23 protein-coding genes are annotated in these 25,965 nt (G+C 67.7%); 6 read left to right on the top strand and 17 right to left on the bottom strand.

Translation table 11 applies throughout. From position 1 onward, the window contains the following. Positions 1-95: 95 nt before the first annotated feature. The 16 genes from bamA to AC5QAB_RS09185 all read right to left on the bottom strand — a co-directional run bounded on the left by bamA (position 96) and on the right by AC5QAB_RS09185 (position 17,829). Positions 96-2,459: an outer membrane protein assembly factor BamA gene (gene bamA, locus AC5QAB_RS09260; RefSeq protein ID WP_049441550.1), complete on the bottom strand. Its 2,364-nt coding sequence runs from the start codon at positions 2,457-2,459 to the stop codon at positions 96-98. A gap of 74 nt (positions 2,460-2,533) precedes the next feature. After that, positions 2,534-3,892, bottom strand: a complete 1,359-nt coding sequence (rseP, locus tag AC5QAB_RS09255; RefSeq protein ID WP_032956841.1) for an RIP metalloprotease RseP — start codon at positions 3,890-3,892, stop codon at positions 2,534-2,536. Between the two features lie 55 nt (positions 3,893-3,947). Next, a complete protein-coding gene (locus tag AC5QAB_RS09250) occupies positions 3,948-5,138 on the bottom strand; it encodes a 1-deoxy-D-xylulose-5-phosphate reductoisomerase (protein ID WP_049403801.1) in 1,191 nt (396 codons plus the stop codon). 2 nt (positions 5,139-5,140) lie between these two features. Then, complete coding sequence (locus AC5QAB_RS09245; RefSeq protein WP_495233360.1) at positions 5,141-5,977, bottom strand: phosphatidate cytidylyltransferase; 837 nt, start codon at positions 5,975-5,977, stop codon at positions 5,141-5,143. Continuing rightward, complete coding sequence (gene uppS, locus AC5QAB_RS09240) at positions 5,974-6,741, bottom strand: polyprenyl diphosphate synthase (protein ID WP_032956844.1); 768 nt, start codon at positions 6,739-6,741, stop codon at positions 5,974-5,976. The genes AC5QAB_RS09245 and uppS overlap by 4 nt, the downstream gene beginning before the upstream one ends. 5 nt (positions 6,742-6,746) lie before the next feature. After that, positions 6,747-7,301, bottom strand: a complete 555-nt coding sequence (frr, locus tag AC5QAB_RS09235; protein WP_014646499.1) for a ribosome recycling factor — start codon at positions 7,299-7,301, stop codon at positions 6,747-6,749. 96 nt (positions 7,302-7,397) lie between these two features. After that, complete coding sequence (gene pyrH, locus AC5QAB_RS09230) at positions 7,398-8,126, bottom strand: UMP kinase (RefSeq protein ID WP_014646500.1); 729 nt, start codon at positions 8,124-8,126, stop codon at positions 7,398-7,400. A 121-nt stretch (positions 8,127-8,247) separates the two neighbouring features. Further along, positions 8,248-9,786, bottom strand: coding sequence for a sensor domain-containing diguanylate cyclase (locus tag AC5QAB_RS09225; protein WP_032956845.1), 1,539 nt, complete (start codon positions 9,784-9,786; stop codon positions 8,248-8,250). Between the two features lie 258 nt (positions 9,787-10,044). Further along, positions 10,045-10,920, bottom strand: a complete 876-nt coding sequence (gene tsf, locus AC5QAB_RS09220; RefSeq protein ID WP_032956847.1) for a translation elongation factor Ts — start codon at positions 10,918-10,920, stop codon at positions 10,045-10,047. Between the two features lie 125 nt (positions 10,921-11,045). Further along, positions 11,046-11,852 carry a 30S ribosomal protein S2 gene (gene rpsB / locus AC5QAB_RS09215; RefSeq protein WP_005408748.1) on the bottom strand — a complete coding sequence of 269 codons (807 nt, stop codon included), beginning with the start codon at positions 11,850-11,852 and terminating at the stop codon, positions 11,046-11,048. 220 nt (positions 11,853-12,072) lie between these two features. Further along, positions 12,073-12,771, bottom strand: a complete 699-nt coding sequence (locus AC5QAB_RS09210; protein WP_197561857.1) for a molecular chaperone — start codon at positions 12,769-12,771, stop codon at positions 12,073-12,075. Next, the gene (locus AC5QAB_RS09205) at positions 12,771-12,986 is read right to left on the bottom strand and encodes a hypothetical protein (protein ID WP_041863203.1); all 216 of its coding nucleotides are present in this window, start codon (positions 12,984-12,986) and stop codon (positions 12,771-12,773) included. Before AC5QAB_RS09205 ends, AC5QAB_RS09210 begins: the two co-directional genes overlap by 1 nt. Before the next feature lie 152 nt (positions 12,987-13,138). Beyond that, a complete protein-coding gene (locus AC5QAB_RS09200) occupies positions 13,139-14,176 on the bottom strand; it encodes a Csu type fimbrial protein (protein WP_032956852.1) in 1,038 nt (345 codons plus the stop codon). Beyond that, positions 14,173-16,542 carry a fimbria/pilus outer membrane usher protein gene (locus tag AC5QAB_RS09195; protein ID WP_197561856.1) on the bottom strand — a complete coding sequence of 790 codons (2,370 nt, stop codon included), beginning with the start codon at positions 16,540-16,542 and terminating at the stop codon, positions 14,173-14,175. The genes AC5QAB_RS09200 and AC5QAB_RS09195 overlap by 4 nt, the downstream gene beginning before the upstream one ends. A gap of 7 nt (positions 16,543-16,549) precedes the next feature. Next, on the bottom strand, positions 16,550-17,299 hold the full coding sequence (locus AC5QAB_RS09190; protein WP_134966233.1) for a fimbrial biogenesis chaperone: 750 nt from the start codon (positions 17,297-17,299) through the stop codon (positions 16,550-16,552). After that, positions 17,299-17,829, bottom strand: a complete 531-nt coding sequence (locus AC5QAB_RS09185) for a Csu type fimbrial protein (protein WP_032956855.1) — start codon at positions 17,827-17,829, stop codon at positions 17,299-17,301. Before AC5QAB_RS09185 ends, AC5QAB_RS09190 begins: the two co-directional genes overlap by 1 nt. A 230-nt stretch (positions 17,830-18,059) precedes the next feature. Here AC5QAB_RS09185 and map point away from each other — a divergent pair, with 230 nt between their 5' ends. Genes map through dapE form a run of 6 tightly spaced genes read left to right on the top strand, consistent with a single transcriptional unit; the run spans position 18,060 to position 24,950 of the window. Next, positions 18,060-18,845, top strand: a complete 786-nt coding sequence (gene map / locus AC5QAB_RS09180) for a type I methionyl aminopeptidase (protein WP_005412748.1) — start codon at positions 18,060-18,062, stop codon at positions 18,843-18,845. 20 nt (positions 18,846-18,865) lie between these two features. Continuing rightward, a complete protein-coding gene (locus AC5QAB_RS09175) occupies positions 18,866-21,475 on the top strand; it encodes a [protein-PII] uridylyltransferase (RefSeq protein ID WP_495233383.1) in 2,610 nt (869 codons plus the stop codon). Further along, entirely contained in the window at positions 21,475-22,554 is a 1,080-nt protein-coding gene (gene dapD / locus AC5QAB_RS09170) for a 2,3,4,5-tetrahydropyridine-2,6-dicarboxylate N-succinyltransferase (RefSeq protein ID WP_049403826.1), read from the top strand. The genes AC5QAB_RS09175 and dapD overlap by 1 nt, the downstream gene beginning before the upstream one ends. Positions 22,555-22,556: 2 nt before the next feature. Continuing rightward, positions 22,557-23,423: a hypothetical protein gene (locus tag AC5QAB_RS09165; RefSeq protein ID WP_495233359.1), complete on the top strand. Its 867-nt coding sequence runs from the start codon at positions 22,557-22,559 to the stop codon at positions 23,421-23,423. 31 nt (positions 23,424-23,454) lie between these two features. Further along, on the top strand, positions 23,455-23,826 hold the full coding sequence (locus AC5QAB_RS09160) for a Spx/MgsR family RNA polymerase-binding regulatory protein (protein ID WP_197602840.1): 372 nt from the start codon (positions 23,455-23,457) through the stop codon (positions 23,824-23,826). Beyond that, positions 23,823-24,950, top strand: a complete 1,128-nt coding sequence (dapE, locus tag AC5QAB_RS09155) for a succinyl-diaminopimelate desuccinylase (protein ID WP_495233358.1) — start codon at positions 23,823-23,825, stop codon at positions 24,948-24,950. Before AC5QAB_RS09160 ends, dapE begins: the two co-directional genes overlap by 4 nt. Positions 24,951-25,070: 120 nt before the next feature. On the opposite strand, the gene AC5QAB_RS09150 is transcribed toward dapE, so the two are convergent. Further along, the gene (locus AC5QAB_RS09150) at positions 25,071-25,949 is read right to left on the bottom strand and encodes a tetratricopeptide repeat protein (protein WP_032956859.1); all 879 of its coding nucleotides are present in this window, start codon (positions 25,947-25,949) and stop codon (positions 25,071-25,073) included. Between the last annotated feature and the right edge of the window lie 16 nt (positions 25,950-25,965).

Raw genomic sequence — 25,965 nt, 5'->3', positions numbered from 1 at the left:
CCCTTTGTTAAGGGGGGCGCGCCAGCGGCGCGGGGGATAGGTGAAATGCGCGGGCAATTCACCGGAGGTGGATCAGTTCTGGGGAACAACGTTCCTCAGAACTGGCCACCGAACGTGAATTGCAGACGCTCGATCTTGTCATCGTCTTCCTTCTTCAGCGGGAAGGCGTAGCTGATCGAGATCGGGCCGACCGGGGCGCGCCACAGCAGGGCCACGCCGGTGGACACGCGCAGCTCGTTGGCCTTGAAGTTCTGGGTGCCGTTGTAGACGTTGCCGAAGTCGACGAAGGCCGACACGCGTGCCGACGGGCTGTCGAACAGGCGCGGGAAGTAGGCTTCGACCGAACCGACGGTCTTCAGCGAACCACCCAGCGGCTGGCCTTCCGGATAACCGGTGGTGACTTCGCGCGGGCCGAGGGTGTTGTCCTCGAAGCCGCGCACCGAGTTGGTGCCACCGGCGTAGAAGTTCTCGAAGAACGGCAGGCCGCTGGCGGTAACGGTGCGGGTGGTGCCATCCGGATTGGTCAGCGTACGGGTGTAGTCGTTGCCGTAGGCATCGCCGTAGCCGATTTCCGCGCGGGTGTTGATCACCAGCGACGGCATGATCGGCCAGTACTTGCTGATCTGGTAGTTCAGCTTGTAGTACTCGATGGTCGAACCCGGCAGCGTGGTTTCCAGGCCGATGCGCTGGTAGGTGCCGCGGGTCGGCATGAAGTAGTCGTTGCGCGAGTCGCGCGCCCAGCCCAGCTCGGTGCGCCAGGCGTGGAAAGTGCGCTGACCGACCGCGTTGATGTAGTCGATGATCGACTGCGGGGTCGAGCCCTGGTAGGTGGTGATCTGGTTGCTGTCGATGCCGAACATCAGCGAGACGGTATCGGTCTCGGTCAGCGGCACGCCGAACACCACCTGCGCCGAACCATTGGTGCTGTTGTACTGCGCGGTATTGAAGTCGGAGTAGTCCAGTTCGCGCCAGGACAGGTTATAGCCCAGCGACACGCCGTCATCGGTGAAGTACGGGTTGGTGTAGCTGAAGCCGTAGCGCTGCAGATAGCTGCTGCGCGAGGCTTCGACCGACACGCGGTTGCCGCCGCCGAGGAAGTTGTTCTGCGACAGCTGCACCGAGGTGGTCATGCCGTAGGACTGCGAGTAGCCCAGGCCGAACACGAAGCTGCCCGAGGTGGTTTCCTTGACGTTGTAGACGACGTCGACCTGGTCGTTGCTGCCGCTGACGGCCGGGGTCTCCACTTCCACCGATTCGAAGTAGCCCAGGCGCTGCAGGCGGATCTTGGAGCGGTCGATCGCGGCCTGCGAGTACCAGCTGTTCTCGAACTGGCGCATTTCGCGGCGCATCACCTCATCGGAGGTGCGGGTATTGCCACGGAACAGGATGCGGCGCACCGACACGCGCGGGCCGGGCACGACCTGCATGTTGATGGCGACGGTCTGCTCGGCGCGGTTGGTGGTCGGGATCGGGTTCACCTTGGCGAACGCGTAGCCGATGTTGGACAGCGAATTGGTGATGGTGTCCGAGCTGAATTCCAGCAGGGCACGCGAGAACGTGTCGCCGGACTTCTGGATCACCATGCGCTCGACGTCCTCCTGCGGGAGGATGGTGTCGCCGCTGACCTTGATCTCGGAGATCTTGTACTGCGCACCCTCGGTCACGCCCGCGGTCAGGAACATGTCGCGCTTGTCGGGGCTGATCGAGACCTGGGTGGAATCGATGCTGAAATCGACGTAGCCGCGGTCCAGATACCAGGAGTTGAGCTTTTCCAGGTCGCCGGACAGCTTTTCCTTGGAGTACTGGTCGTCACGGCGGTACCACGACGCCCAGTTGTGCTCCTTGGACTCCCAGGTCTCCAGGATGTCCTTGCTCTCGAACTTTTCGGTGCCGACCAGGTTGACGTGGCGGATCTTGGCCGCCTTGCCTTCCTTGATGGCGATGGCGATGTCCACGCGGTTGCGGTCAAGCGGGCTCACCGTCGGGGTGATGTCGACGTTGTATTTGCCACGGTCGTTGTACTGGCGGCGCAGTTCCTGGGTCACGCGGTCCAGGCTCAGGCGATCGAAGGTGCCGCCCTCGGTCAGGCCGATGTCGGACAGGCCCTTGAGCAGCTGGTCGGACTTGATGTCCTTGTTGCCGGTCACGGTCAGCTTGTTGATCGCCGGACGTTCCTTGACGGTCACCACCAGGATCGTGCCCTGGCGGTCCAGCTGCACGTCTTCGAAGAAGCCGGTCTTGTACAGGGCGCGGATCGTCTCGCCGACCTTGTTGTCGGTGACCGTCTCGCCACGTTCCACCGGCAGGTAGGTGAATACCGTGCCCGAGCTGATGCGCTGCAGGCCATCGACGCGGATGTCGCTGACAGTGAAGGGCTCGGCTGCCTGGGCCAGGGCGGGAGCGCCGGTGACGGCGGCGAGGGCGAGGGCCAGCAGGCGGCGATTGGGGAGTCGCGTCATGTCACGTCCGGTAGGAAGGTCGATTTCATTGGTGCGGGATGCCGACGCTGTAGACGGCAACAACATGGAAAAGTTCATCGCGGGACCAGGCCGAGGATGTCGTTGTAGAACGCCAACCCCATCAGCCCGGCCAGCAACGCCAGGCCGATGTATTGGCCGGCGGCGATGGCACGCTCGCTCAGCGGGCTGCCCTTGACCAACTCGATAAGGTAATACAGCAGGTGGCCGCCGTCCAAGATCGGGATCGGCAGCAGGTTGATGATGCACAGGCTGAGGGACAGCAGGGCAAGGAACTGCAGGAACCAGTCGAGGCCGCGCTTGGCCGAGACATTGGCCACGCGGGCGATGGTGACCGGCCCGGAAACGTTCTGCAGCGAGGCCTTGCCGGTGACGATGCGGCCCATCATGCCCAGCGAGTCGGCCGCCAGGCGCCCGGTTTCGCGTACCGCGACGGTGACCGAGTCCAGGGGGCCGTAGCGCAGGAGGGTGTCGTAGGGGGGGCTGAACTTGGTCGGGAACTGAACGCCGATCTGCCACGTGGGGCCGCCCTTGGCGTCCTGGCCCTTGCGTGGCGTCACTTCCAGCGCCAGGCGCTCGCCGCCACGCAGGACCTCGATCATGCCCGGGCCACCGGCACGGCCCAGCGCCTGGATCTCGCCGATCACCTGGTCGGCGCCGTCGATGCGCTGGCCGTCAATGGCCACGATCAGGTCGCCCGGCTGCAGTTGCCCGGCCACCACGGAGTCTGCGGTGAGCGACTCGACCAGCGCGGGCTGCAGCCACGACTGCCAGTACATGCCAGCCAGGATCGGCACCCGCCGCTCATCGAAACCCGCCGGCAGTTGCGACAGCGGCAGGGTGCGCGTGCGCACCTGGTCGGCCGTATCCAGCACTTCCAGCTTCACGTCGCGGCGGTCCATCGCGGCCGCGGTCAGTGCCATGCTGGCCTCGCCGAGGGTGACCACCTGGCGGTCGTCCACGCGCAGCACGCGGTCGCCGCTGGCCAGGCCGGCACTGGCGGCGATGCCGCTGACGCGGCCGACGGTGGGCGAGTAATCCTGCTTGCCGATCACGAACATCGCCCACAGCAGGAGGATGCACAGCAGCAGGTTGGCGATCGGGCCGGCGGCAACGATCGCGATGCGCTGCCAGACCGTCTTGTGGTTGAAGGCCTGGCCGCGCTCGTGCGGGTGGACTTCGACCTCGCGTTCGTCGAGGAACTTCACGTAGCCACCCAGCGGAATGGCGGCGATGGCGAACTCGGTGCCATGCCGGTCGCGGCGCGACCACAGCGGCTGGCCGAAGCCGACCGAGAAACGCAGGATCTTGACCCCGCACAGGCGTCCGACCCAGTAATGCCCGAACTCGTGGAACGTGACCAGCAGCCCGAGGCTGACAATCATCCACCAGACCGATCCGATGAAGTCAGTCATGCAGGCTCACAGTGGCGGGCAGGGGCGGCGGCGTCATGCTGGGCGAGGCGGTCGTTCAGGCGGCGTCGATGGCGTTCAGGGTGAGCTGGCGTGCCCGCTGGTCGGCGGACAACAGGACCTCCAGTGTATCGGCTGCTTGCGTCGGCAGTGTTGAAAGAGCGTTAGCAACCAGCGCCGGGATCGTCAGGAAACCGATCCGGCCCTGAAGAAACGCTGAAACCGCCTCCTCGTTGGCAGCATTCAGCACCGCCGGTGCGGTGCCGCCGGCCTGCATGGCCTGCCAGGCCAGGGCCAGGCAGGGGAAGGCGTCGGTGTCCGGGGCCTCGAAATCCAGCCGGCCCTGGGCCAGCAGGTCCAGCCCGGCCACGCCCGATTCGATGCGCTGTGGCCAGCCCAGGCCAACGGCGAGGGTGGTGCGCATGTCCGGCAGGCCCATCTGCGCCAGGGTCGAGCCGTCGACGAACTCGACCAGCGAATGGACCAGGCTCTGCGGGTGCACCAGCACTTCGATGCGTTCACCGGGCACGCCGAACAGGTGGTGGGCCTCGATGACTTCCAGGCCCTTGTTCATCAACGTCGCCGAATCGACCGAGATCTTCGGTCCCATCGACCACTTCGGGTGGGCAACGGCCTGGGCCGGGGTGACCTGGGCCAGTTCGGCGCGGCTGCGGCCACGGAACGGGCCGCCGGAGGCGGTCAGCAGGATCCGGCGCACGCCGGCGCCGTCGACGCTGGCGTCGCGCGAGCGCAGGCACTGGAAGATCGCGCTGTGTTCGCTGTCGATCGGGATGATTTCGGCGCCGGCACGTTCGGCGGTACGGGTCAGCAGTTCGCCGGCCAGCACCAGCGATTCCTTGTTGGCCAGCAGGATGCGCTTGCCGGCGGCGGCCGCGGCCAGGGTCGAGGACAGGCCGGCAGCGCCGACGATGGCCGCGACCACGGTATCGCAGGCGTCGCTGGCGGCCAGCTGGTCCAGCGCGGCATGGCCGGCATGGGCTTCGGTGGCCAGTCCGGCGTCGCGCAGGCCGTCACGCAGTTCGGCGAACAGCGATTCGTCGGCGATCACCGCGTGCGCGGGTTTGTGCTGGCGGCACAACGCCAGCAGCCCCTGCACCTGGCGTCCGGCGGCGAGCACGGTCGCCTGGTAGCGCTGCGGGTGGCGGGCGATCACGTCCAGCGTGGAGGCACCGATCGAGCCGGTGGCGCCGAATACGGCGACCCGGCGCAGGTCTGCAGCAGCATTCATGGTCAGAACCCGAAGATTTCCTTGCCCAGCGCGAACACCGGGACGGCGGCGAGGACGCCGTCGACCCGGTCGAGCACGCCGCCATGGCCCGGGATCAGGTGGCCCGAGTCCTTGGCGCCCGCGTGGCGCTTGATGAGGCTCTCGAACAGGTCACCCAGCACCGAGGCGAACACGGCCACGACCGCGGTGATCAGCAGGCCCGGCAGGTGTGCGGTATCGATCCCGGCCACCCAGCCCAGGCCGACGGCCACGGCGACACCGGCCAGCAGGCCGCCGAACAGGCCTTCCCAGGTCTTGTTGGGGCTGATCCGCGGGGCCAGCTTGTGCTTGCCGAAATGGCGGCCGGCGAAGTAGGCGCCCGAGTCGGCCGCCCACACCAGTGCCAGTGCAGCCAGCAGCCACAGGTGGCCCTGCTTGCCCGGCGGATCGCCACCGGCATGGATCAGCACCAGCGCGGCCCAGGCGGGCACGATGGCAAGCGTGCCGGCCAGCATCTTCAGGATGCGCGAGGGCGCCGACGGCTGTGCACCGAAATTGAAGAAGCGCAGCCAGACCAGCGCGGCCAGCCACCAGGCAACGCCGGCCAGCGTGGTTATCTGGAACAGCACCAGCGTACTGCCATCGGCCCAGACCAGCAGCACCATCAGCAGCAGGTTCAGCACCAGAAGTACGGTGCGTGCCAGGGTGTCTTCGATACCGGCCAGCTTCAGCCATTCCCACAGGCCGATCAGCAGCACCGCAGCGGCGGCGGCGGCCAGCCATTGCGTGGGCAGCAGCAGGATCGCCGCAATGGCAACCGGCGCCATGATCAGCGCGGCGAGGACTCGGGTCTTGGTCATGGGCTGGAAGTCTCGGTGGCCAGTGCGGCAATCTGGGCGCTGGTCAGGCCGAAACGACGCTCGCGGCCGGCATAGGCGTCCAGCGCCTGCTGCAGCTGCCCGGCATCGAAGTCCGGCCACAGGGCCTCGGTGAACCACAGCTCGGTGTAGGCCAGCTGCCACAGCAGGAAGTTGCTGATGCGGGTGTCGCCGCCGGTGCGGATGAACAGGTCCGGCGGCGGCAGGTCGGCAAGGGCGACCTGGCTGCCCAGCAGCGATTCGTCGATCTGCTCGGGCAACAGGCGACCGGCCGCCACTTCGACGGCCAGGGCGCGCGCGGCGCGGGCGATGTCCTGGCGGCCGCCATAGCTGGCCGCGATCGACAGGGTCAGGGTGGTGTTGTCGGCGGTGCGCTGTTCGGCCAGCTGCATGCGGCTGACCAGCCCGGCACCGAAGCGCTCGCGTTCGCCGATGAAGCGTACGCGCACGCCGCGCCGGTGCAGCTCGTCCACCTCGCGGTCGAGCGCGCCGAGGAACAGCTTCATCAACGCATCCACTTCCTCCTGCGGCCGGCCCCAGTTCTCGCTGGAGAAGGCGAACAGGGTCAGCGCCGGAATGCCCAGTTCAAGGCAGCGCTCGATGGTGCGGTTGACCGCGCGCGCGCCGGCACGGTGGCCGATCACGCGGGGGCGACGGCGCTGCTGTGCCCAGCGCCCATTGCCATCCATGATGATGGCAATGTGGCGGGGCAGGGCGGCCGGTAACGGAGGCGGGGCTGAAGGCATCGACTTCAGACCGACAGCAGTTCTTTTTCCTTGTCGGCGACGACCTTGTCGACGTCCTTGATGTTGGCGTCGGTCAGCTTCTGGATGTCGTCTTCGCCGCGCTTCTTCTCGTCTTCGCTGATCGCCTTGTCCTTGACCAGCTTGGCGATTTCCTTGTTCGCGTCCTGACGGATGTTGCGGATCGCGATCTTGGCGCCTTCACCTTCCTTCTGCACCTGCTTGGCCAGCTCCTTGCGGCGCTCTTCGGTCGGCGGCGGCATGTTGATGCGGATCGCGGTGCCGAGGGTGTTCGGGGTGAACTCGGCGTTGTAGAGCCCCTTTTCGATCTCCTTGATCATGCCCTTGTCGAACGGCGTGACCAGCAGCGAGTGCGCGTCGGCGTTGGAGATCGAGGCAACCTGGTTCAGCGGGGTGCTGGCGTTGCCATAGGCACTGACCGTCACGCGGTCCAGCAGGGCAGGCGTGGCACGCCCGGTCCGGATGGAGGTGAGGGTGTGCTTCAGAGCGTCGATGCTCTTGGCCATGCGCGTCTGCGCGTTGTTCTTGATGTCGTTGAGCATCGCCCGGTCCTGGATGTATCTGGAATCGGGCGATTATAGGCGAATACGGGACGCTGCCGGGCCTGAATCGGCCCGATCGCCGCTTCGCGCTCAGGCTCAGGCCGGGTCGCGGCCCTGGACCAGGGTGCCGATGTTCGCGCCGTTGAGGATCTTCAGCAGCTCGCCCGGCTGGCCCATGTCGAACACGCGCATCGGCAGGTCGCTGTCGCGGGCCAATGCGAAGGCCGCCGTGTCCATCACTTCCAGGCCGCGGCGGATCACTTCGTCGTAGCTCAGGCTGTCGAAGCGGACCGCATCGCTGTGCTTGTTCGGGTCCTTGTCGTACACGCCATCGACCTTGGTGGCCTTCAGCAGCAGGTCGGCGCCGATCTCGATCGCGCGCAGGGCGGCGCCGGAATCGGTGGTGAAGAACGGGCTGCCGACGCCGGCGGCGAAGATCACCAGGCGGCCCTTTTCCAGGTGGCGGATGGCGCGGCGGCGGATGTAGTCCTCGCACACGTCGTTGATCTTGATCGCGCTCATCACGCGGGCCTTGGCGCCCAGCTTCTCGAGGGCATCCTGCATGGCTAGGGCGTTGATGACCGTGGCCAGCATGCCCATCTGGTCGCCGGTGACCCGGTCCATGCCGCCGGCGGCCAGGCCGGCGCCGCGGAAGATGTTGCCGCCGCCGATCACCAGCGCCACTTCGGCACCGGCCTGCTGGGCTTCGATGACCTCGCGGGCCAGGCGATTGATGACCTTCGGGTCGATGCCGTAGTCCTCGTCTCCCATCAGCGCCTCCCCGGACAGTTTCAGAAGGATGCGGCGATAGGCGAGCTTGGACATGAGGACCTCGGGTGCGTGGAAATCGCGGGCGATTCTACGCGCATGCGGCGTCGTGCCAAAGTGTTTTGTGCACTGCGGCGCAGAATCCGGTCGTTCGCCCCGGTCAAACGGGGCTTTCCGTTCAGCCCAGCTCGGCGCCAGCGGTGGCCGACAGCTCGTCGTGGCCGAGGGCACCTGGCGAGCGGGCGATCACCCGGTTGCGGCCCAGGTTCTTGGAGCGGTACAGCACGTCGTCGGCTGCGCGCAGCAGGTCCTGCACGTCGGCGAAGCGCTCGTAGCCACCCTGGGTGGCCACGCCGGCGGAGAAGGTGACGAACAGCGGCCCGCCCTCCAGCTCGGCCATCGGCGTGGCGACGATATTGGCCAGCACCCGGCGGATCACGTCCAGGGCCACGCTTTCGCTGGTGTTTGGCAGCAGCGCGACGAATTCCTCGCCGCCGAAGCGGGCGACGGTGTCACTGTTGCGCAGCTGGCCCTGCAGCTTGCCGGCGAAGGCGCGCAGTACCTCGTCGCCGGTCAGGTGGCCGTGGGCGTCGTTGATCTTCTTGAAGTCGTCCAGGTCGATGAAGGCCACCGACAACGGCCAGCCCTGGCGGCCGGCGCGCAGGAATTCCTGCTCCAGCACCGCTTCCAGCTGGCGGCGGTTGAGCACGCCGGTCAACGCGTCACGATGGGCCTGGTCGGCGAGGCGCTTGGCGCGCGCCTCGAACTCGTCGGCGCGGCGTCGTGCCTGGTCGGCGTCCTGCAGTTCGCGCAGGTTGCGCAGCGTGGCCAGCTCCTGCGCGTGATCGATCAGCTCGCGCACCCGCGCCGGTGAATTGAGGCCGGCATCAAACAGGCTGGCGATGTCGGGCAGGGCTTCACTGATGCGGGCGAGGACCTGGTCGAAGCGCGCGCTGTCCAGCTCCAGGCGGTCGTGCACCTGCTGCAGGGCGCGCTCACGCGCGGCGTCGGCGTCGCTGTCCAGCCAGATGTCGGCCACCGCGCCGGACAGCTGCACGCAGGCCTGGAACGGCGATTCGGCGACGTCCTCGTCCTCGCTGTGGCTGATGCTCTCCACCAGGTAGCGGGGCAGGCCCCATTGCTCGGCCACCCACGCGCCGACCTCGGCATGGCTGCAGCCCAGTTCCTCGCGTTCGCGGGCGACCAGGTCGGTGTTGTCGCGTGCCTCGCGCAGCAGCGGCAGGTAGCGCTCCGACTCGGCCTGGGCCAGGCACAGTACGCCCAGGTCCTGCAGCAGGCCGGCCAGCATCAGTTCTTCCAGCCGGCGCAGGCCGCGCGCCTGGCCCAGCTGGCTGGCAGCCAGGGCGCTGAGGATGCTGCGCTTCCAGGCGCGCTGGCGCAGGTCGTGGTCGGCGCCGGTGCCGCCGGTCAGGCCCTGGGTGACAGTGAAGCCGAGGGCGAGGCTGATCGTGGCGTTCAGGCCCAGCATGGTCAGCGCCTGGCCGAGGTTCTCGATCCGGCGGCGGCTGGCGTACAGCGGCGAATTGGCGATGCGCAGCATGCGAGCGCTCAGCGCCATGTCGATGGCGATGATGTCGGCAGCGGTGGCGATGTCCGCTTCCGGGTCCTGGGCCAGTTCGATGATGCGCAGGGCAATACCGGGTGGCGAAGGCAGGTTGCGGCAGAGCGCCAGGGCAGCTGTCAGCTCGGGAGGCATGTCGGGTCGTTCAATTCCATTAGGACAAGAATACCTAGGAATGCATCACAGTCCGCGATTTTCGTTCCTGCTAAATGACTGTGGATTCCCTGCGCCGAGTATCGGCTTGATTCGCGCGCAACGCAAAGGTGCCGGTTGTGCGCACCAACGGTGCGCACCCACCGGTGGGCCATGGGTTGATCCCTGGGCCCATGCATAAAAAAAGAGCCGCGGTTTCCCGCGGCTCCTTCTGGTCGCTTCACAGCCGGAAGGCTGGAATCAGACCTGCATCGCCTTGGCAACTTCGGCGGCGTAGTCTTCCACCACCTTCTCGATGCCTTCGCCGACGATCAGCAGCTTGAAGCCTGCCACGTCCGCGCCGGCGGCCTTGACCACCTGCTCGACGGTGGTGTCGCCCAGCACGTAGGTCTGGCCGTACAGGGTCACGTCGCTGACGATCTTGTTGATCTTGCCGCTGATGATCTTTTCCAGGATGTCGGCCGGCTTGGCCTTGTCCTTATCAGTCATCTTGGCCAGCTCGATTTCCTTTTCCTTCTCGACGAACTCGGCCGGGACGTCCGCAGCCTTGTTGTGCGGCGGCTTCAGCGCGGCCACGTGCATGGCCAGGCCACGGGCCAGCTCGACGTCGCCGCCGATCAGGTCGACCAGCACGCCGACCTTGCCGTTGGTGTGGACGTAGGCGCCGATGTTGCCGGTGGTGTCGACCTTGACCATGCGGCGGATCTGGATGTTCTCACCCAGGGTCTGCACGGCGGTGGCGCGGGCTTCCTCGACGGTACGGCCGTCGGCCAGCGTGGCGGCCTTCACGGCTTCGACGTCGTTGGCGCCCGATGCCAGGGCAGCAGCGGCGACGGCGTTGACGAAGGACTTGAAGTTGTCATCGTTGGCGACGAAGTCGGTTTCCGAGTTGACTTCGACCAGCACGGCCTTGCCGCCGTCCTGGGCCAGGCCCAGGCGGCCTTCGGCGGCCACGCGGTCGGCCTTCTTGTCGGCCTTGGCGGCGCCGGACTTGCGCATGGCTTCAGCAGCGGCGTTGATGTCGCCGTTGGCTTCGGTAAGCGCCTTCTTGCATTCCATCATGCCGGCGCCGGTGCGCTCGCGCAGTTCCTTGACCAGGGAAGCAGTGATTTCCACGGGATTACCTCACGAAAGAAAGGGGTTGGGCCGGCATGGTGGCCGGCCCGTGTGACACGGTCCTGTCACGCGCCGATGGCTGCGTGCAGGGAGGGTGGACGCCGGGCGTCCACCCGGGGCCTGGATCAGGCCTGGGCGTCGTCGCCCTTCTTGGCAGCCTTCTTGGCCGGAGCGCGGCGGGCCGGCTTCTCTTCGCCTTCAGCAGCGGCTTCAGCGAATTCTTCCTCGCGCACCGAAGCGGCGTGCGGGGCAGCCGCCTTGCCTTCCAGCACGGCGTCGGCAGCGGCGCGGGCGTACAGCTGCACAGCGCGGATGGCGTCGTCGTTGCCCGGGATGGCGTAATCAACCAGTTCCGGGTTGTAGTTGGTGTCGACCACGGCGATGACCGGGATGCCCAGCTTCTTGGCTTCCTTGATCGCGATGTCTTCGTGGCCGATGTCGATCACGAAGATGGCGTCCGGCAGGCGGTTCATGTCCTTGATGCCGCCCAGCGAGGCTTCCAGCTTGTCGCGCTCGCGACGCAGGCCCAGCACTTCGTGCTTGACCAGCTTCTCGAAGGTGCCGTCGGTTTCACCGGCTTCCAGTTCCTTCAGGCGGGCAACCGACTGCTTGACGGTACGGAAGTTGGTCAGGGTGCCGCCCAGCCAACGCTGGTTCATGAACGGCATGCCGCAACGCTCGGCTTCTTCCTTGATGGTTTCGCGGGCGCTGCGCTTGGTGCCCAGGAACAGGACGGTGCCGCGCTTCTGGGCAACCGACGAGATGAAGTTCATCGCGTCGTTGAACAGCGGGACGGTCTTTTCCAGGTTGATGATGTGGATCTTGCCGCGGGCGCCGAAGATGTACGGAGCCATCTTCGGGTTCCAGTAGCGGGTCTGGTGGCCGAAGTGGACGCCGGCTTCCAGCATCTGACGCATGGTGACCTGGGGCATTGCAATACTCCTGATATGGAACCAGCGATTCCGCCCGCGGGGATAGGTATGCGGGACGCGTGGAAGCGCGATCGGTTCCGGGGTTGGGCTTCCCTGTTGCCTCCGTGGCCGAACTCCTTGCGGAGCACCCCGGCACGGATGGGGGCAGCAGGTGTGGATTCACCGGTGACGTCCGGTGTGGACGGGTTCCCGCGCACGCTGGCGGCAGGAATCCGGTCGATTATAGCCCGCTGGGGGCCCTTGCTGCAATTGCAGGGTCAGTTGCGGCCAGATCGACCTCGCGGCCGTCCTGCAGGCGTGCCTGGAAGCGGCCGCCTGCATAGCCATCGGCGCGGGCAGGCAGGGGCCAGCGGCGTTCATGGCCCGCCAGAATGTAGCCGGCCAGGCCAGCCGTCAGCAGCGTTGCCTGGCCGTCCCCCGTGATGAAGCGCAGATCGTGCAGGCGGCCGTGCAGGGTACCGGCATTGCTGAGTCGCAGTACGGCCAGAGACCCGTGGGCCTCGACGCGGCCCAGCAGCCGGGCCTGCAGTGCTGGCCCCGCTGGGCCGCGGAACAGCGGCAGCGAATAGCGCGGCAACCCCGGCAACGTCGGCGCCAGTACGACCCGATAGGCCTGTTCAGCGGCCGTCGCTGGCGGATCGCCTGGTAACAGCCAGACGCGCTGGGTGCTGCCTGGGGCCAGGTCCAGCCGCGCCGGGCTGACCCGGATCTGATCGCTGGGGTGCAGTCGTTCGGCGTCCAGCTGCTGATCCCACGCCAGCACCTGCACCTGGCCCTGCCAGCGGCCGGGCCCGGGGTTGTGCAACCACAGTTCGGCGCTGCCGCCCTGGGCCGGCAGCTGCAGGGTGGTCGGCAACAGCTCCAGCGCTGCGGCAGGCAGTGCCAGCAGCAGTGCCAGCAGGATCAGCAACGCGCGCATCAGTAGATGAGGGTCACGGAGGGTGTTGCGTTCTCGTCCGTCGCCGGTGGTGCGAGCTCGCGGACCTGGCGCGGCGCCTGGGGTGCGTCACTGCGCTGGTGCGGTGCCGGGCAGCGGATGCCGCCGCCATCGTCGCTGCAGGATTCAACCACGGTCAGCCGGATCTGCAGGGGGCTGCTGGGTTCGGCCCATGCCGGCAGGCTGGCGACCAGCATCGCCCCGATCAGGAATGTGCGAACCACCTGCCATCCACCATGCTGAAAGACTTGCTGCGCGGTATCGGCGGGATGTGCCGGAACTGTAGCGCCGAGCCGGCGCTCGGCACGGCCTTCGTCCGGTGGGTGCCGACCGTTGGTCGGCACGCCGGTCAGTAGGTGATCGTCACCGTCACCAGGTCGTTGTAGGTGCCGGCCGGCGGCTGGCCACTGACCGGCGGCACCCGGCCATGGATGGTCAATTGCTGCGCGCTGCCGGTACCGGTGCCGCTGGCCGTGTCGACGGTCAGGGTATTGCCCCAGCGCAGGCTCCGCGCCGAGTCCCGGTACAACTCGTAGGCGAGGTAATAGGTGCTTCCGCCGAGGGTGGTGGCCATGCGCCGGGTGGTGGTGGCGGTGGGATTGTTCTGGCCGTTGTTGAGGCCGACCTGGAAGGCAGTGTTCTTCAGGCAGGTCAGGGTGAGGGTGGCGGTCCGGTCGATGTTGGCCGGAATGCCGCCGGTGACGTTGCCGAAGTCCATGGTGGTGGTGACGTAGCTGCCACATTGCGGCAGCACGTTGGCGGTGGCGGTGAAGCTGAAGGCTGCACTGGCGCTGTTGGTGCCGGTGGCGCCGCCATTGCAGGTGGCGGGCACGGTGGCGGTACCGAGCAGGACTTCGTTCCAGGCCCAGGTCAGGACCACGTTGGCCCCGCTGAAGGTGCTGCTGTACGCGCCGGAGGCCAGGATCTGGTTGGCCGGGATCTGCCCGAACAGCTGTATGGACTGCGCACCGCTGCCGCCCGTCACCAGCGGCACGTTGTAGGTCATGGTCAGTTCCTGCGCAGGTGGCGTGCCGCGCGGCACCAGTCCGGTGACCTGGCCGAAGCTGGCGTTGTTGTACAGCTGGAAATTCAGGGTGTCACTGCTGGAGGTGGCCATCGTGCGGAAGGTGGAACTGCTGCCGCCGCCACTGCCTGCGCCGATGCCCACGCAGACGCGCACGCCGGTGGTGGCCAGCAGGCTCAGCGCGGCGGTGGTGCAGGTCACCGTGATGTTGAGGTTGGCCGTACTCGGGCCGGGTGCATTGCTGTTGATGTTGCCGAACGGCAGGGTCGGATTGGCGACCGCCGTGCAGACCGCGGTGGCACCGGCGGGCGCCGCTGCCAGCAGGCCGACGCAGAGCAGCAGGACGAGCAGCAGCACCCTCATGGCGCCACCTCCGGGATGCACTGCTGCGGCGCCGGCTTCGGCCGCGCGCCGGACGCCACCACCTTGGGCAGGTCCGGCACTTTCACGCGGCAGGGGCCGCGGCTGGTGGTGACGTACAGCACGCTGCCGGCGGCAACGTCTTCCAGATAGAGCAGGCCGTCGTAGCCGACCGTGGCCTGGCGGCCATCGGGCAACCGCACCTCGCTGCCGACCTCCAGAGGCTGGCCGTCCATTGCCAGCAGGGTCAGGCTCAGTGACGGCCGCGAGCGCAGCTGGAAGGTCACGCGGGTGCCGGCGCGCTGGCGCGGGGTCACCCAGTCCTCGATGCGGTCGGCGCGCATGTCTTCGGGCAGGTCCAGGGTGTCGATCGAGACCCGGTTGCGCTGCCAGGACAGCAACGGACTGACCAGCAGCAGGCCGCGATCATCGGTGACGCCGATCAGGCGGTTCTCCAGCCGCACCGGGACGCCGCCGACCCCATTGGTGCTGATCACCGCGAACGCATCGGACACCTCGCGCGTGGCGAAGGCGTGCCCGCCCATCCACACCAGGCTGCCGCTGGCGCTGGCGTAGGCATAGTTGAGTCCACCCTGGCGCGAGGCGCCGAACGAGTAGCGACCGACATCGTTGAGGATGCCGACCTCGGCCAGGCCGCCGTTGCCGTCCTCGCCGTGGCGCAGCTGCGCGCGCCAGCCGACGCCGCCGGCGCTGCCATCGCCCGGCACTGGCTGGGTCACGTCCGCCACCCAGCTCTGGCTGTCGCCGTTGCGCTGGCTCGAAAGGCTGGCCTGGCGGTTGTTGCCCAGGCTGGCAGTCACCGACAGGTAGATGCTGCGGTCGTCGCTGCGGTCCAGGTTCTGGTTTACCGAAAGATAGGCCGACCAGCGCTGGCTCCAGGTACGTGACCAGAACAGGCTGGCATAGCGGTTGTCGTCTCCATCCGGGTAGCGCAGGCGCAGATAGCTGGCGCTGAGCGTGCCCAGCCGCAGCAGGTCCAGACCGAGCGTGGCCTGCTCGCTGATGCTCGGCGGCAGGTTGCCCTGCAGTGCGCCCAGGTCGCGGTAATCGCCATGGCTGCGTACGCTGCGCAGATTGACGTTGAAACGACGGTTGTTCCAGCTGTAGCCCAGTGCCCATTGCCCGCCCTGCAGGCCGTGGTAGCCGCTGTGTGCATAGGCGGCATTGAACACGCCAGCGGCGCCGAGCAGCCACCAGCCACCGACACCGGCCTGGGCCAGGCCGCCGCCGCCTTCGGCATGCGCCTCGCCGGTGAACGTGTCGGTGACACCGCCGCGCCAGCTGGCACTGGCCACCGTGCGATCGTCATAGGCGAAGGAGCGCTGGCCAAAGTCCTCGCGCAGGTGGCCGACGCCGGCCGACCAGTCCGACAGGCCCCTGGCCAGCAGCTGCTGGGTGCCATAGAAACTGAAATCCAGCGTCTGCATGCGGCCGAACGCATCGGTCACCACCACCTGCGCGTTACCGGTGCCGCTGATGCCGGGCTGCGCCGCCAGCTGGAAGGGCCCGACCGGCACCTGGCCGCTGTACTGGCGCAGGCCATCGACATACAGCTCGACCGTGGAGGGCACCACCGCCTGGCCGAGGAAGCTGGGCGTGGGCGTGAGCACGCGGTAGGGCTGCAGCCCGTAGTTGCGGCCGATCTGCAGGCCGCCCAGGCGAACCGGGCGGGTCCAGTCGACGAAGCCGCTGTAGAAGTCACCGACCTCCAGCGTGGTTGCACTGTCCGGGAAATCCAGGCTCCAGCGTGTGTCCAGGCGCACGCTCTCGCCGCGCCAATGGCGGTCGCCGGGTTGCTGGTAGCGGCGGCTGATGGCGGTGTTTTCGAAGGTGCCGTTGCCGATACCGAACACGCGCAGCTCCGCGCTCAGGCTGAGGTTGCCGAGCGTGTCCACCCGGCTGCCGTAGACGTCGTAGTTGAGCAGCGCGCCGGGCGAGGCGTTGCCGGTGGGCGCGCGCGTCTGCGGGCGGCTGAGCACGGTGGTGGGCAGGATGAGCTGGTCCAGCGGCACGTCCAGTGCCAGGGTCTGCATGTGCGCGTCATAGCGCACCACCGCACCGCTGATCTGGTCCAGGTAGACCGGCGCATCGCCGCTGGCGTTGAAGCCAAGCTGGCGCAGCACTTCGGGGCTGGCCTGCAGCCGGCCGCGGTTCTCGGTGAATGGCAGCAGGCCGCGCGGGGTGCTGTTGAGCGACACATCCAGGTACAGCGCCTGGCTGGCGGTCAGCGGGGTCGGGGGAGGCAGGATGGCATCGGCCGACACGCCGGATACATCAACGGCCGCCACGCCGGACACATCGGCGGCCTCGGTCGCCGCGGGAGCCAGGGCCGCCAACAGCGCGCCCATCAACGCCTCAGCGAGCCGGTGGGGGCGACAGTGGCGTCTGTTCCGACTCGCCATTGAGCTTGGCCGTGATCTGGTCGTTGTCGCGGTCGATCGCCGTGCGTTCGATCGGCCAGCGCATCACCTGGCCCGGCAGCACGTAGCCCAGCAGCCCGGGATGGACAATGCGCGGGCGCGCGGCGCTGCCCAGCGCAAGATCGGCGATCTGTGCGTAGCTGTCGCCCGTATTGGCGACTTCCACGCCATTGCGGCCGTCCGCCAGTTTCATCAGGCGCGCCTGCAGTCGTGGGGCCAGGCGGCCGGCCGAAGGCTGCACGAACACCGGGATCGAATAGCGCAGCACGAACTGCATGCCCTCGGCACGGGTGGCCAGGTCGGGTACCTCGTCCACGATCAGCCGGTAGTGCCGCTGTGCAGGCGGTGGCTCGCTGTCCGGACGCATCACCCGCACCAGCTGCTGCTGGCCGGCGGCCAGTTCCTGCATCGGCGGCGTGGCCATCACTTCATCGGTGGGCAGCAGCTGTTCCTGGCCGTCCTGCTGCACCCAGCGGAACACGCGCACCTGCAGCGTCACCGGTGAGGTGCCGCTGTTGGTCAGCCACAGCTCGCCGGCACGCTGGCGGGCTTCCAGCTGCAGGCTGGTCGGGGCGACCTGCAGGCTGGTGGCGCCGGCACCGGCGGGGGCCAGCAGGTACAGGGCGAGCAGCGCCACGCCGGTGGCGCGCCACGGGCGGGGTCCGGCCATGCGGGCGTGCTCCATCAATAGGTGATCGTGGCGGTAACCGTATCCAGGTAGTTACCGGTGGCCGGGTTGTTGGTGCTCAGGTTCAGGATCTGGCCATAGACGATGTAGGGCACGGCCAGGCCAGTGCCGATGCCGGCCTGGGTATTGGTGCCGGTTGTGGCGCCCCAGACCAGGGTATGTGCGGCATCCTGGTAGAGCTGGTAGCCGACATAGTTGTTGGCGGTCACCGCGGCATTGGTGTTCTTCATGCGCCGGGTGGTGACGTCGTTGGCGGTGCCGGCGTTGGCGCCCGCGTTCAGCGCAATCGTGTAGGGCGTCAGTGCCGAGCACTGCGCGGTCACCGTACCCTGGCCCAGGGTGGGCGTGGCGGTGGTCGAGGCCGCCGTGCCGAAGTCGACGTTGGTGGCGGCCGCCGCCGTGATGGTGCAGGCCTTGGTGACCACCAGGGTGACGTTGAAGGTGGTGGTGTCGGCGGCCAGCGCCGGGCTGGAAAGCAGCAGCCCGGCCATGACCCATGTCAGCGGGGATCGAACTGGGGATCGCATGGACAACCTCCCTGACCCGAAGGTCCGTTGAACAAGGCGAAGACGGCACGTTCGGCGCCGCTTTGACGACAGTGGGTCCAGCTTAGGAGGCGTAAGTGTCTGTAATCCGTGATAAATAGGCAGGCGCAAGAGTGGAGGCCATCACGCTTTCACTTTCCTTGCCGGAATCGTGCATGGCCCGGATCGCCAGTTGGGCGGCGTTCGTTCAGATTGCGGCCGGATCGGCGATAATGGGTGCCATGAGCGTGAATCTGAAAACCCCGCAGGAAATCGAGATGATGCGCATCGCCGGCCGCCTGGCCAGCGAAGTGCTCGACATCGTCACCCCCCACGTCAAGCCCGGTGTCACCACCGAGGAACTGGACCGCATCTGCCACGACCACATCGTGAACGTGCAGGGTGCCATTCCGGCCAACGTCGGCTACCGCGGCTTCCCGAAGACCGTGTGCACCTCGGTCAACAATGTCATCTGCCACGGCATCCCCAGTGAAGGGAAGGTGCTCAAGGATGGCGACATCATCAATATCGACGTCACCGTCATCAAGGACGGCTGGCACGGCGACACCAGCCGCATGTACTTCGTCGGCACCCCGTCGGTGATGGCCCGCCGCCTGGTGGAAACCACTTACGAAGCGATGTGGCGCGGCATCCGTGCGGTGCGTCCGGGCGCCACCCTGGGCGACATCGGCCATGCCATCCAGAGCTACGCCGAAGGCGAGCGTTTCAGCGTGGTGCGCGAGTACTGCGGCCACGGCATCGGCAAGGTCTACCACGACGAGCCGCAGGTGGTGCATTACGGCCGCCCGGGCCAGGGCCTGGTGCTGCAGCCCGGCATGACCTTCACCATCGAGCCGATGATCAACGAGGGCACCCGCTACAACAAGGTGCTGCCGGATGGCTGGACCGTGGTGACCAAGGACCGCAAGCTGTCGGCGCAGTGGGAGCACATGATCGCGGTCACCGAGACCGGCGTGGACGTGCTGACCCTGTCGCCAGGCGAGTCGCAGGTTTCCTGAAGATGCTGCCGGCGAGTTCGCTGCTGGACACGCCGGCCGCGTCGCTCGACGACCCGGATTGGGCTGCTGCCGCGCGCCAGGCGCTGCAGCAGGCCGACGCGCGCCTGTACCGCCGCTTCGACCAGGGCGACAACATCGAGCGCCTGCTGGCGTTGCGCGCGCGCGCTGCCGACCATCTGATCCGCCTGGCCTGGCAGCGCTGCCTGCCGGCCGACAGCGGCCTGTCGCTGTTCGCGGTCGGCGGCTATGGCCGCGGTGAACTGTTCCCGCGTTCGGACATCGACCTGCTGGTGTTCGGCGATCCGCCGGCACAACTGGCGCACGAGGCGGCATTGGCGCGCCTGTTCGCGCTGCTGTGGGACTGCGGATTGGCTGTCAGCCATGCGGTGCGTTCTGCATTGCAGTGCCGGGAGGCGGCGGCTGACCAGACCGTGCTGACCGCGTTGATCGAGGCGCGCCCGATCCTGGCCGATGATGCTGCGCGCCGCGCGCTGCGCGAGGCGATCGACGACCGCGAACTGTGGCCGGCACGCGCCTTCTTCCTGGCCAAGCTGGAAGAGCTGCGCAACCGCCACCAGCGCTTCGGCGATACCGCCGACAACCTGGAGCCGGACCTGAAGGATGGCCCCGGTGGCCTGCGTGATCTCAATACGCTGGGCTGGATGGCGTTGCGTGCCTTCGGCGTGCGCGACCTGGAGGCCCTGGTCGGGCTCGGCCACCTGGGCGCCGACGAAGCCGCGGCGTTGAAGCGCGAACGTGCAGTGCTGGCGCGGTTGCGCTTCGGCCTGCACCTGGTCGCGCGCCGTCCGGAAGAGCGCCTGCGTTTCGATTACCAGAAGACCCTGGCCGCGCGGCTGGGCTTCGAAGACGATGCCGAGAACCTCGGCGTCGAGAAGATGATGCAGGGCTTCTACCGCGCCGCGCTGGTGGTGCGCCGGATCAGCGACCGGCTGCTGCAGCGCTTCGAGGAACAGTTCGACGGCGAGGCCCAGCCGGAGCCGCTGACCGTGGGTTTTTCCCTGCGCCGTGGTTACCTGGCCGCCAACGAGGCCGACTGGCCACGCGGCGACATCGGCCAGGTGTTCGCCCTGTTTTCCAGCTGGGCCAACAACCCGCAGGTACGCGGCCTGCATTCGCTCACTGCGCGTGCACTGGCCGAGTCGCTGCCGCTGCTGCCGGCCTATGACCAGGCCGATGCCGATGCACGCGAGCAGTTCCTGGCCCTGCTGCGCGGCCAGCGTCCGGTCGATACGCTTTCGCGCATGGCGCGGCTGGGCGTGCTTGGCCAGTGGATTCCCGCGTTTGCCCAGGTCAGCGGGCGCATGCAGTTCGACCTGTTCCATGTCTATACGGTCGACCAGCACACGCTGATGGTCCTGCGCAACATCGGCCAGTTCGCCAGCAGCCGCGCCGACGAGCGCTTCTCGATCGCGCACGAAGTGTGGCCGCGCCTGCGCAAGCCGGAACTGCTGCTGCTGGCCGGCCTGTTCCATGACATCGCCAAGGGCCGCGGCGGCGACCACTCGGAGCTGGGCGCGGTGGACGCGCGCGCGTTCTGCCAGGCGCATGCGCTCAGTGGCACCGATACCGAGCTGGTGGCATGGCTGGTCGAACAGCACCTGCGCATGTCGGTGACCGCGCAGAAGCAGGACATCGCCGATCCGGTGGTGATCCATCGCTTCGCCACCCTGGTCGGCAGCCGCGACCGCCTGGATTACCTGTACCTGCTGACCTGTGCCGACATCGCCGGCACCAGCCCGAAACTGTGGAATGCCTGGAAGGACCGCCTGCTGGCCGATCTGTACTTTGCCACCCGGCGCGCGCTGCGCGAGGGGCTGGAGCACCCGGTACCGGCCGCCGAGCGCGTGGCCGAGGCACGTGACAGCGTGCGCGCACTGGTGCGCGAGCAGGGTTACGACGATGCCACCATCGACCGCCAGTTCGCGGTGATGCCGGATGAGGGCTTCATCCGCCTGCGCCCCGAGCAGCTGGCCTGGCAGGCCGCCGCACTGGTGCCGGTGAAGCAGGGCCAGGCGCTGGTGAAGGTGCGCCGGATCAGCGTCGACGACCCGGCGCTGGAAGTGTTCGTGCACTCGCCCGACCGTGATGGCCTGTTTGCCGCGATCGTGATGACCCTGGACCGCAAGGGCTACGGCATCCATCGCGCGCGCGTGCTGGACGGTCCGGCCGACACCATCTTCGATACCTTCGAAGTGAACCCGGCCGACACCTTTGCCGATGGCAGCAGTGCCAACCTGGAAGCGGCGCTGCGCGAGGCACTCAGCGGTGACCTGTCGCGCCTGCGGCCGTCGCGCCGGGTGGTACCGCGGCAGCTGCGGCACTTCCGCTTCGCCCCGCGCATCGAGTTCCGCGATGAACCGGGCGCAACCCGATTTGCCCTGGTCGCCCCCGACCGTCCCGGCCTGCTGGCCGATGTGGCGTTCGTGCTGCGCAACCAGGGCCTGCGCGTGCATGATGCGCGCATTGCCACGTTCGGCGAACGCGCCGAAGACACCTTCGTGATCAGTGACGAACACGACCTCCCCCTGACTGAACCTGCCCGGCAGCAGCTGCATGACGCGATGCTGGCCTGCCTGGACCCTGATCGAAACGCCGGAGACCCCGCCTGATGGCCACCAAGCCCGCCAAGAAGACCGCCGCGACCCCCAAGAGCGCAGCGGCCCGGAAACCCGCTGCTGCCGCACCGGCCGCGAAGAAGACCCCTGCGCCGAAGAAGGCCGCTGCGGTGAAGGCCCCGGCGAAGAAAACGGCTGCAGTGAAGCGTGCTGTGAAGAAGCCGGCCCCGGCCAAGAGCGCCGAAGCCGTCCGCGCCGAAACCATCGCCCGCAAGTCGCTGCGCAAGCCGTCGGCACCGGGCGTGGAAGAACTCAAGTTCGGCATCGAGAGCGCCTTCGAGCGCCGCGCCACCTTGACCCTGCACGAGCTGGAAGGGTCGACCAAGCCGCTGGTCAACCGCGTGATCGACGGCCTGGAGAGCGGTGAGTTCCGTGTCGCCGAGCCGGACGGCCAGGGCGGCTGGAAGGTCAATGAGTGGCTGAAGAAAGCCGTGCTGCTGTATTTCCGCGTCAACGACATGGCGGTGGTCGATGCACGCCCGGCGCCGTTCTGGGACAAGGTCGAATCGCGCTTCGCCGGCTATGACGAAGCGAAGTTCCGCCGTGGTGGCGTGCGCGTGGTGCCGGGCGCGATCGCCCGCCGCGGTACCTACTTCGGCAAGGACGTGGTGCTGATGCCGAGCTTCACCAACATCGGCGCCCATGTCGGCGAAGGCACCATGGTCGACACCTGGGCCACCGTCGGTTCGTGCGCGCAGATCGGCCAGCACTGCCACCTGTCCGGCGGCGCCGGCATCGGTGGCGTGCTGGAGCCGCTGCAGGCCAGCCCGACCATCATCGAGGACCACTGCTTCATCGGTGCGCGTTCGGAAGTGGTGGAAGGCGTGGTGGTCGGCCACCACAGCGTGATCGGCATGGGCGTGTTCCTCAGCCAGAGCACCCGCATCTACAACCGTGCCACCGGCGAGGTCACCTACGGCTACATTCCGCCGTACAGCGTGGTGGTGTCCGGCTCGCTGCCGAGCAAGGACGGCACCCACTCGCTGTACTGCGCGGTGATCGTCAAGCAGGTTGATGCCAAGACCCGCAGCAAGACCAGCGTCAACGACCTGCTGCGCGGCCTGGCTGACTGAAGATGACGGCGCCGGAGGATCTGGCGCAGTCCGCGATCTACCAGCATCCGTCCGACACCCTGTTCGGGTGGATGCTGCCGCGCCTGCTGCACGCTCCACGCTGGACCCGGCTGCGCCGCGCGCTGTCGCGGCGCTGGCCGATGCCGGCGCTGGTAAGCGATGTGCGCGACGTGGTCTACGTGAGCTGGTGGGTCGACGTACGCCAAGCGCCGATGCCACCACCAGGCCATCACTACGTGGTCCATGCCGGACGCACGCCCTACACCATCCTCAGCTACCGGCACGGCCACTTCGGGCCCGCGCTGGCCGGGCCGCTGCGCTCGCTGATGCCGTCTCCCCGGCAGAGCAACTGGCGCTGGTACCTGCGTCGTGACGACGATCGGGACGGGACGCCGGTGGTGCTGTTTGATCGCAACGTGATGGACCAGCTGGCCTTCGTCGCCGGCGCGCGCGCTTTCAGCGATGCCATGCAGCCGCATCTGTCGGTGCGCTTCGCGCACGTGGTGCGCGCCGATGGCGGTGGGTACACCCTGATCGAGGGCGGGCGGGGCAGTGCGCCGGCGCTGCACCTGCAGTGGCAGGGCGCTGCGGGCTGGGACGATGCCGGGTGGGCGGCGGCCTTCGGCGGCCATCAGGCCCTGCTGCGCTTCCTGACCTGCCAGGACGAGGCCATCGCCCGCACCTGCGACCAGCGCTGGGCCAGCACCCGCATTGCTCTGCCGGTGGACATCGCGCAGCTGCAACCGCTGCAGCTGGAAGGCGAACAGCAGTGCCGGCGCCTGCAGGCGATGGGCGTGGCGCTGCACGAGGGGCTGGCCTTCCAGCTGCCAAGGGTACCTTTCCGGGTCGTGTCCGAGCGCCTGTTGTGAGATTCTGGCCCTCTGTTTTCCAGCATCACAGATGGCCATGAGCACCACTGTCTACGGTTTGAAGAACTGCGATACCTGCAAGAAGGCGACCAAGTGGCTGGACCGCTTCGGCGTGCCGTACACCTTCGTCGACTACCGCGACAACAAACCCAGCCCGGAAATGCTGCTGGCGTGGGCCGCGCAGCTGGGTGGCCTGGCCGCGATGGTCAACAGGTCCTCCACCACCTGGCGGCAGCTGCCGGACAACCGCAAGGCCGCCGATTCCGAGGCCGAATGGAAGCTGCTGCTGCGCGAGTACCCGCAGCTGATCAAGCGCCCGCTGGTGGTCACGGCCGATGGCACGGTCAGCCAGGGCTTCAGCGACAACGGCTTCAAGGCCCGCTTCGGCGTGGGTGACGCATGAGCGCGGTGCTCGACCTGACCTGCGAGCTGATCGCGCGGCCCTCGGTGACGCCCGATGATGCCGGTTGCCAGGCGCTGCTGGCGGCACGCCTGAAGCAGGCCGGGTTCCAGTGCGATCACCTGCGGCTGGGTGAGGTCGACAACCTGTGGGCGACCCACGGCCAGGGCGCGCCGGTACTGGTGCTGCTCGGCCATACTGACGTGGTGCCGACGGGCCCTCGTGAGGCCTGGGCCAGCGATCCGTTCAGCCCGCAGATCCGCGATGGCGTGCTGTATGGCCGTGGCGCCGCCGACATGAAGGGCAGCGTGGCGGCGTTCGTGGTGGCCGCCGAGCAGTTCGTTGCCGCGCATCCCGATCATCCCGGCACGCTGGCGGTGCTGCTGACCAGCGACGAGGAAGGCGACGCCATCGATGGCGTGCGCCACGTCGCACGCCTGTTCGCCGAACGCGGCCAGCGCATCGACTGGTGCATCACCGGCGAGCCGTCCTCAACTGCGACGCTGGGTGACCTGCTGCGCGTGGGGCGTCGCGGCAGCCTGTCGGCCAAGCTGCGCGTGCAGGGCGTGCAGGGCCACGTGGCGTATCCGGAGAAGGCACGCAACCCGATCCACCAGGCGGCGCCGGCCCTGGCCGAGCTGAGTGCGCGGCGCTGGGATGACGGCTACGAGAGTTTCCCGCCGACCAGCCTGCAGGTCTCCAACATCCATGCCGGTACCGGTGCCAGCAACGTGATTCCCGGCGAGCTCGAGGTGGATTTCAACATCCGCTACAACCCGCACTGGGATGCATCGAAGCTGGAAGCGGAGATCACCGCGCTGCTGGAACGGTATGGCCTGCAGTACACGCTGAAGTGGCACCGCAGCGGCGAGCCGTTCTACACCCCGGAGGGCACGCTGCGCGCCACCGCGCGTGCGGTGCTGGCCGAGCACATCGGCCGTGCACCGGAAGAAAGCACCGGCGGCGGCACCTCCGATGCACGCTTCATCGCGCCCTTGGGCGCGCAGTGCATCGAAGTGGGGCCGGTCAACGCCAGCATCCACCAGGTGGACGAGAACGTGCGCGTGGCCGATCTGGAGGCATTGCCGGGGCTGTACCAGCGGCTGGTGGAGCGGCTGCTGGCGTGAACCTGCGACGCTGGGTGCCGACCGTTGGTCGGCACGCCTTTCGCCGGCACTGCTTTCCTGTAGAGCCGAGCCATGCTCGGCTGCTTCTGCAGGGAATGCCCAGCCGAGCGTGGCTCGGCTCTACTCAGAAAAAATGAAGAACGGCGGCTCGACCGCTTTTTCCCAGTAGCTCGGCGCCGCCATGTAGAAGTGCTGCGTCTCGGCCCGGGCGAACCAGCGTGCGGCTGCGTCGGTGTCCTTCTCCACGCCCGGTGCACCGCGGCCCAGCAGCAGTCCGGCGAAGTACTGGCCGAACACATTGCCCTTCTCGCCGGCACGCTGGTACAGCTGCAGCGCACGTGCGGGATCGCGCGGCAGTCCCATGCCCTTTTCCAGCAGCGCGCCCAGGTCTACCTGCGCTTCGGCATCGCCACGCTCGGCGCGGCGCTGGATCTGCGCAACCAGTGGATGCACGGTGCCATCCTGTGCGGCCACCGCATCCGGTAGCCGTGACGATGAACTCGGGTAGCGCTCGTAGATCATTCCGCGCAGGTCCCAGCGCAGCGCCTGTTGCGCGTCGCCTCGCTGACGATAGGCCTTGGCGAGTTCGTAGAACGCATAGGGATTGCCGTGGTAGGCCGCCGCCAGGTAGGCGCGTTCTCCGCGTCGCCAGGACGCACGCAGCACCGGCGCCGGATTGATGTGGGGGCTGTCGGCATGCCGCAGCGTGCCGGAGATCAAGATCCGTCCCAGTGCTTCTTCCGCCTTGGTGTTGTGGAAGGTCCAGGGTGTGACCGCGGCGGCGCGCTCGTAGTAGGCGATGGCGCGCGGATCGTTGAAGCGTTCGAAGGTTTCCGCGGTATTGAAGGCACCCTCGAAGCTGCCGTCGGTGCCGTGTTGCTCCAGGCCCTGCAGCTGGGCCGGCGGCAGGGGCGAGGGTGGGGCCAGGGTCTGGCAGGCGGCCAGGCCCAGGCAGAACAGGGCGGCCAGCGCCGCGTTGCGTCCAGTGCGGTGTTGCATTTCCATTACACGTTTC

The organism is Stenotrophomonas sp. YJH_SMC_127, assembly GCF_059372445.1.
The sequence above is the reverse complement of the archived record's forward strand: the minus strand, read 5'-3'. Positions and strand labels throughout refer to the sequence as shown.

Bases quoted from the DNA above. Each gene is read 5' to 3' on its own strand.
- bamA (WP_049441550.1), bottom strand. From the start codon at position 2,459: ATGACGCGACTCCCCAATCGCCGCCTGCTGGCCCTCGCCCTCGCCGCC.
- rseP (WP_032956841.1), bottom strand. From the start codon at position 3,892: ATGACTGACTTCATCGGATCGGTCTGGTGGATGATTGTCAGCCTCGGG.
- AC5QAB_RS09250 (WP_049403801.1), bottom strand. From the start codon at position 5,138: ATGAATGCTGCTGCAGACCTGCGCCGGGTCGCCGTATTCGGCGCCACC.
- AC5QAB_RS09245 (WP_495233360.1), bottom strand. From the start codon at position 5,977: ATGACCAAGACCCGAGTCCTCGCCGCGCTGATCATGGCGCCGGTTGCC.
- uppS (WP_032956844.1), bottom strand. From the start codon at position 6,741: ATGCCTTCAGCCCCGCCTCCGTTACCGGCCGCCCTGCCCCGCCACATT.
- frr (WP_014646499.1), bottom strand. From the start codon at position 7,301: ATGCTCAACGACATCAAGAACAACGCGCAGACGCGCATGGCCAAGAGC.
- pyrH (WP_014646500.1), bottom strand. From the start codon at position 8,126: ATGTCCAAGCTCGCCTATCGCCGCATCCTTCTGAAACTGTCCGGGGAG.
- AC5QAB_RS09225 (WP_032956845.1), bottom strand. From the start codon at position 9,786: ATGCCTCCCGAGCTGACAGCTGCCCTGGCGCTCTGCCGCAACCTGCCT.
- rpsB (WP_005408748.1), bottom strand. From the start codon at position 11,852: ATGCCCCAGGTCACCATGCGTCAGATGCTGGAAGCCGGCGTCCACTTC.
- AC5QAB_RS09210 (WP_197561857.1), bottom strand. From the start codon at position 12,771: ATGCGCGCGTTGCTGATCCTGCTGGCACTGCTGCTGGCACTGCCTGCC.
- AC5QAB_RS09205 (WP_041863203.1), bottom strand. From the start codon at position 12,986: ATGCTGGTCGCCAGCCTGCCGGCATGGGCCGAACCCAGCAGCCCCCTG.
- AC5QAB_RS09200 (WP_032956852.1), bottom strand. From the start codon at position 14,176: ATGAGGGTGCTGCTGCTCGTCCTGCTGCTCTGCGTCGGCCTGCTGGCA.
- AC5QAB_RS09195 (WP_197561856.1), bottom strand. From the start codon at position 16,542: ATGGGCGCGCTGTTGGCGGCCCTGGCTCCCGCGGCGACCGAGGCCGCC.
- AC5QAB_RS09190 (WP_134966233.1), bottom strand. From the start codon at position 17,299: ATGGAGCACGCCCGCATGGCCGGACCCCGCCCGTGGCGCGCCACCGGC.
- AC5QAB_RS09185 (WP_032956855.1), bottom strand. From the start codon at position 17,829: ATGCGATCCCCAGTTCGATCCCCGCTGACATGGGTCATGGCCGGGCTG.
- map (WP_005412748.1), top strand. From the start codon at position 18,060: ATGGGTGCCATGAGCGTGAATCTGAAAACCCCGCAGGAAATCGAGATG.
- dapD (WP_049403826.1), top strand. From the start codon at position 21,475: ATGGCCACCAAGCCCGCCAAGAAGACCGCCGCGACCCCCAAGAGCGCA.
- AC5QAB_RS09165 (WP_495233359.1), top strand. From the start codon at position 22,557: ATGACGGCGCCGGAGGATCTGGCGCAGTCCGCGATCTACCAGCATCCG.
- AC5QAB_RS09160 (WP_197602840.1), top strand. From the start codon at position 23,455: ATGGCCATGAGCACCACTGTCTACGGTTTGAAGAACTGCGATACCTGC.
- dapE (WP_495233358.1), top strand. From the start codon at position 23,823: ATGAGCGCGGTGCTCGACCTGACCTGCGAGCTGATCGCGCGGCCCTCG.
- AC5QAB_RS09150 (WP_032956859.1), bottom strand. From the start codon at position 25,949: ATGCAACACCGCACTGGACGCAACGCGGCGCTGGCCGCCCTGTTCTGC.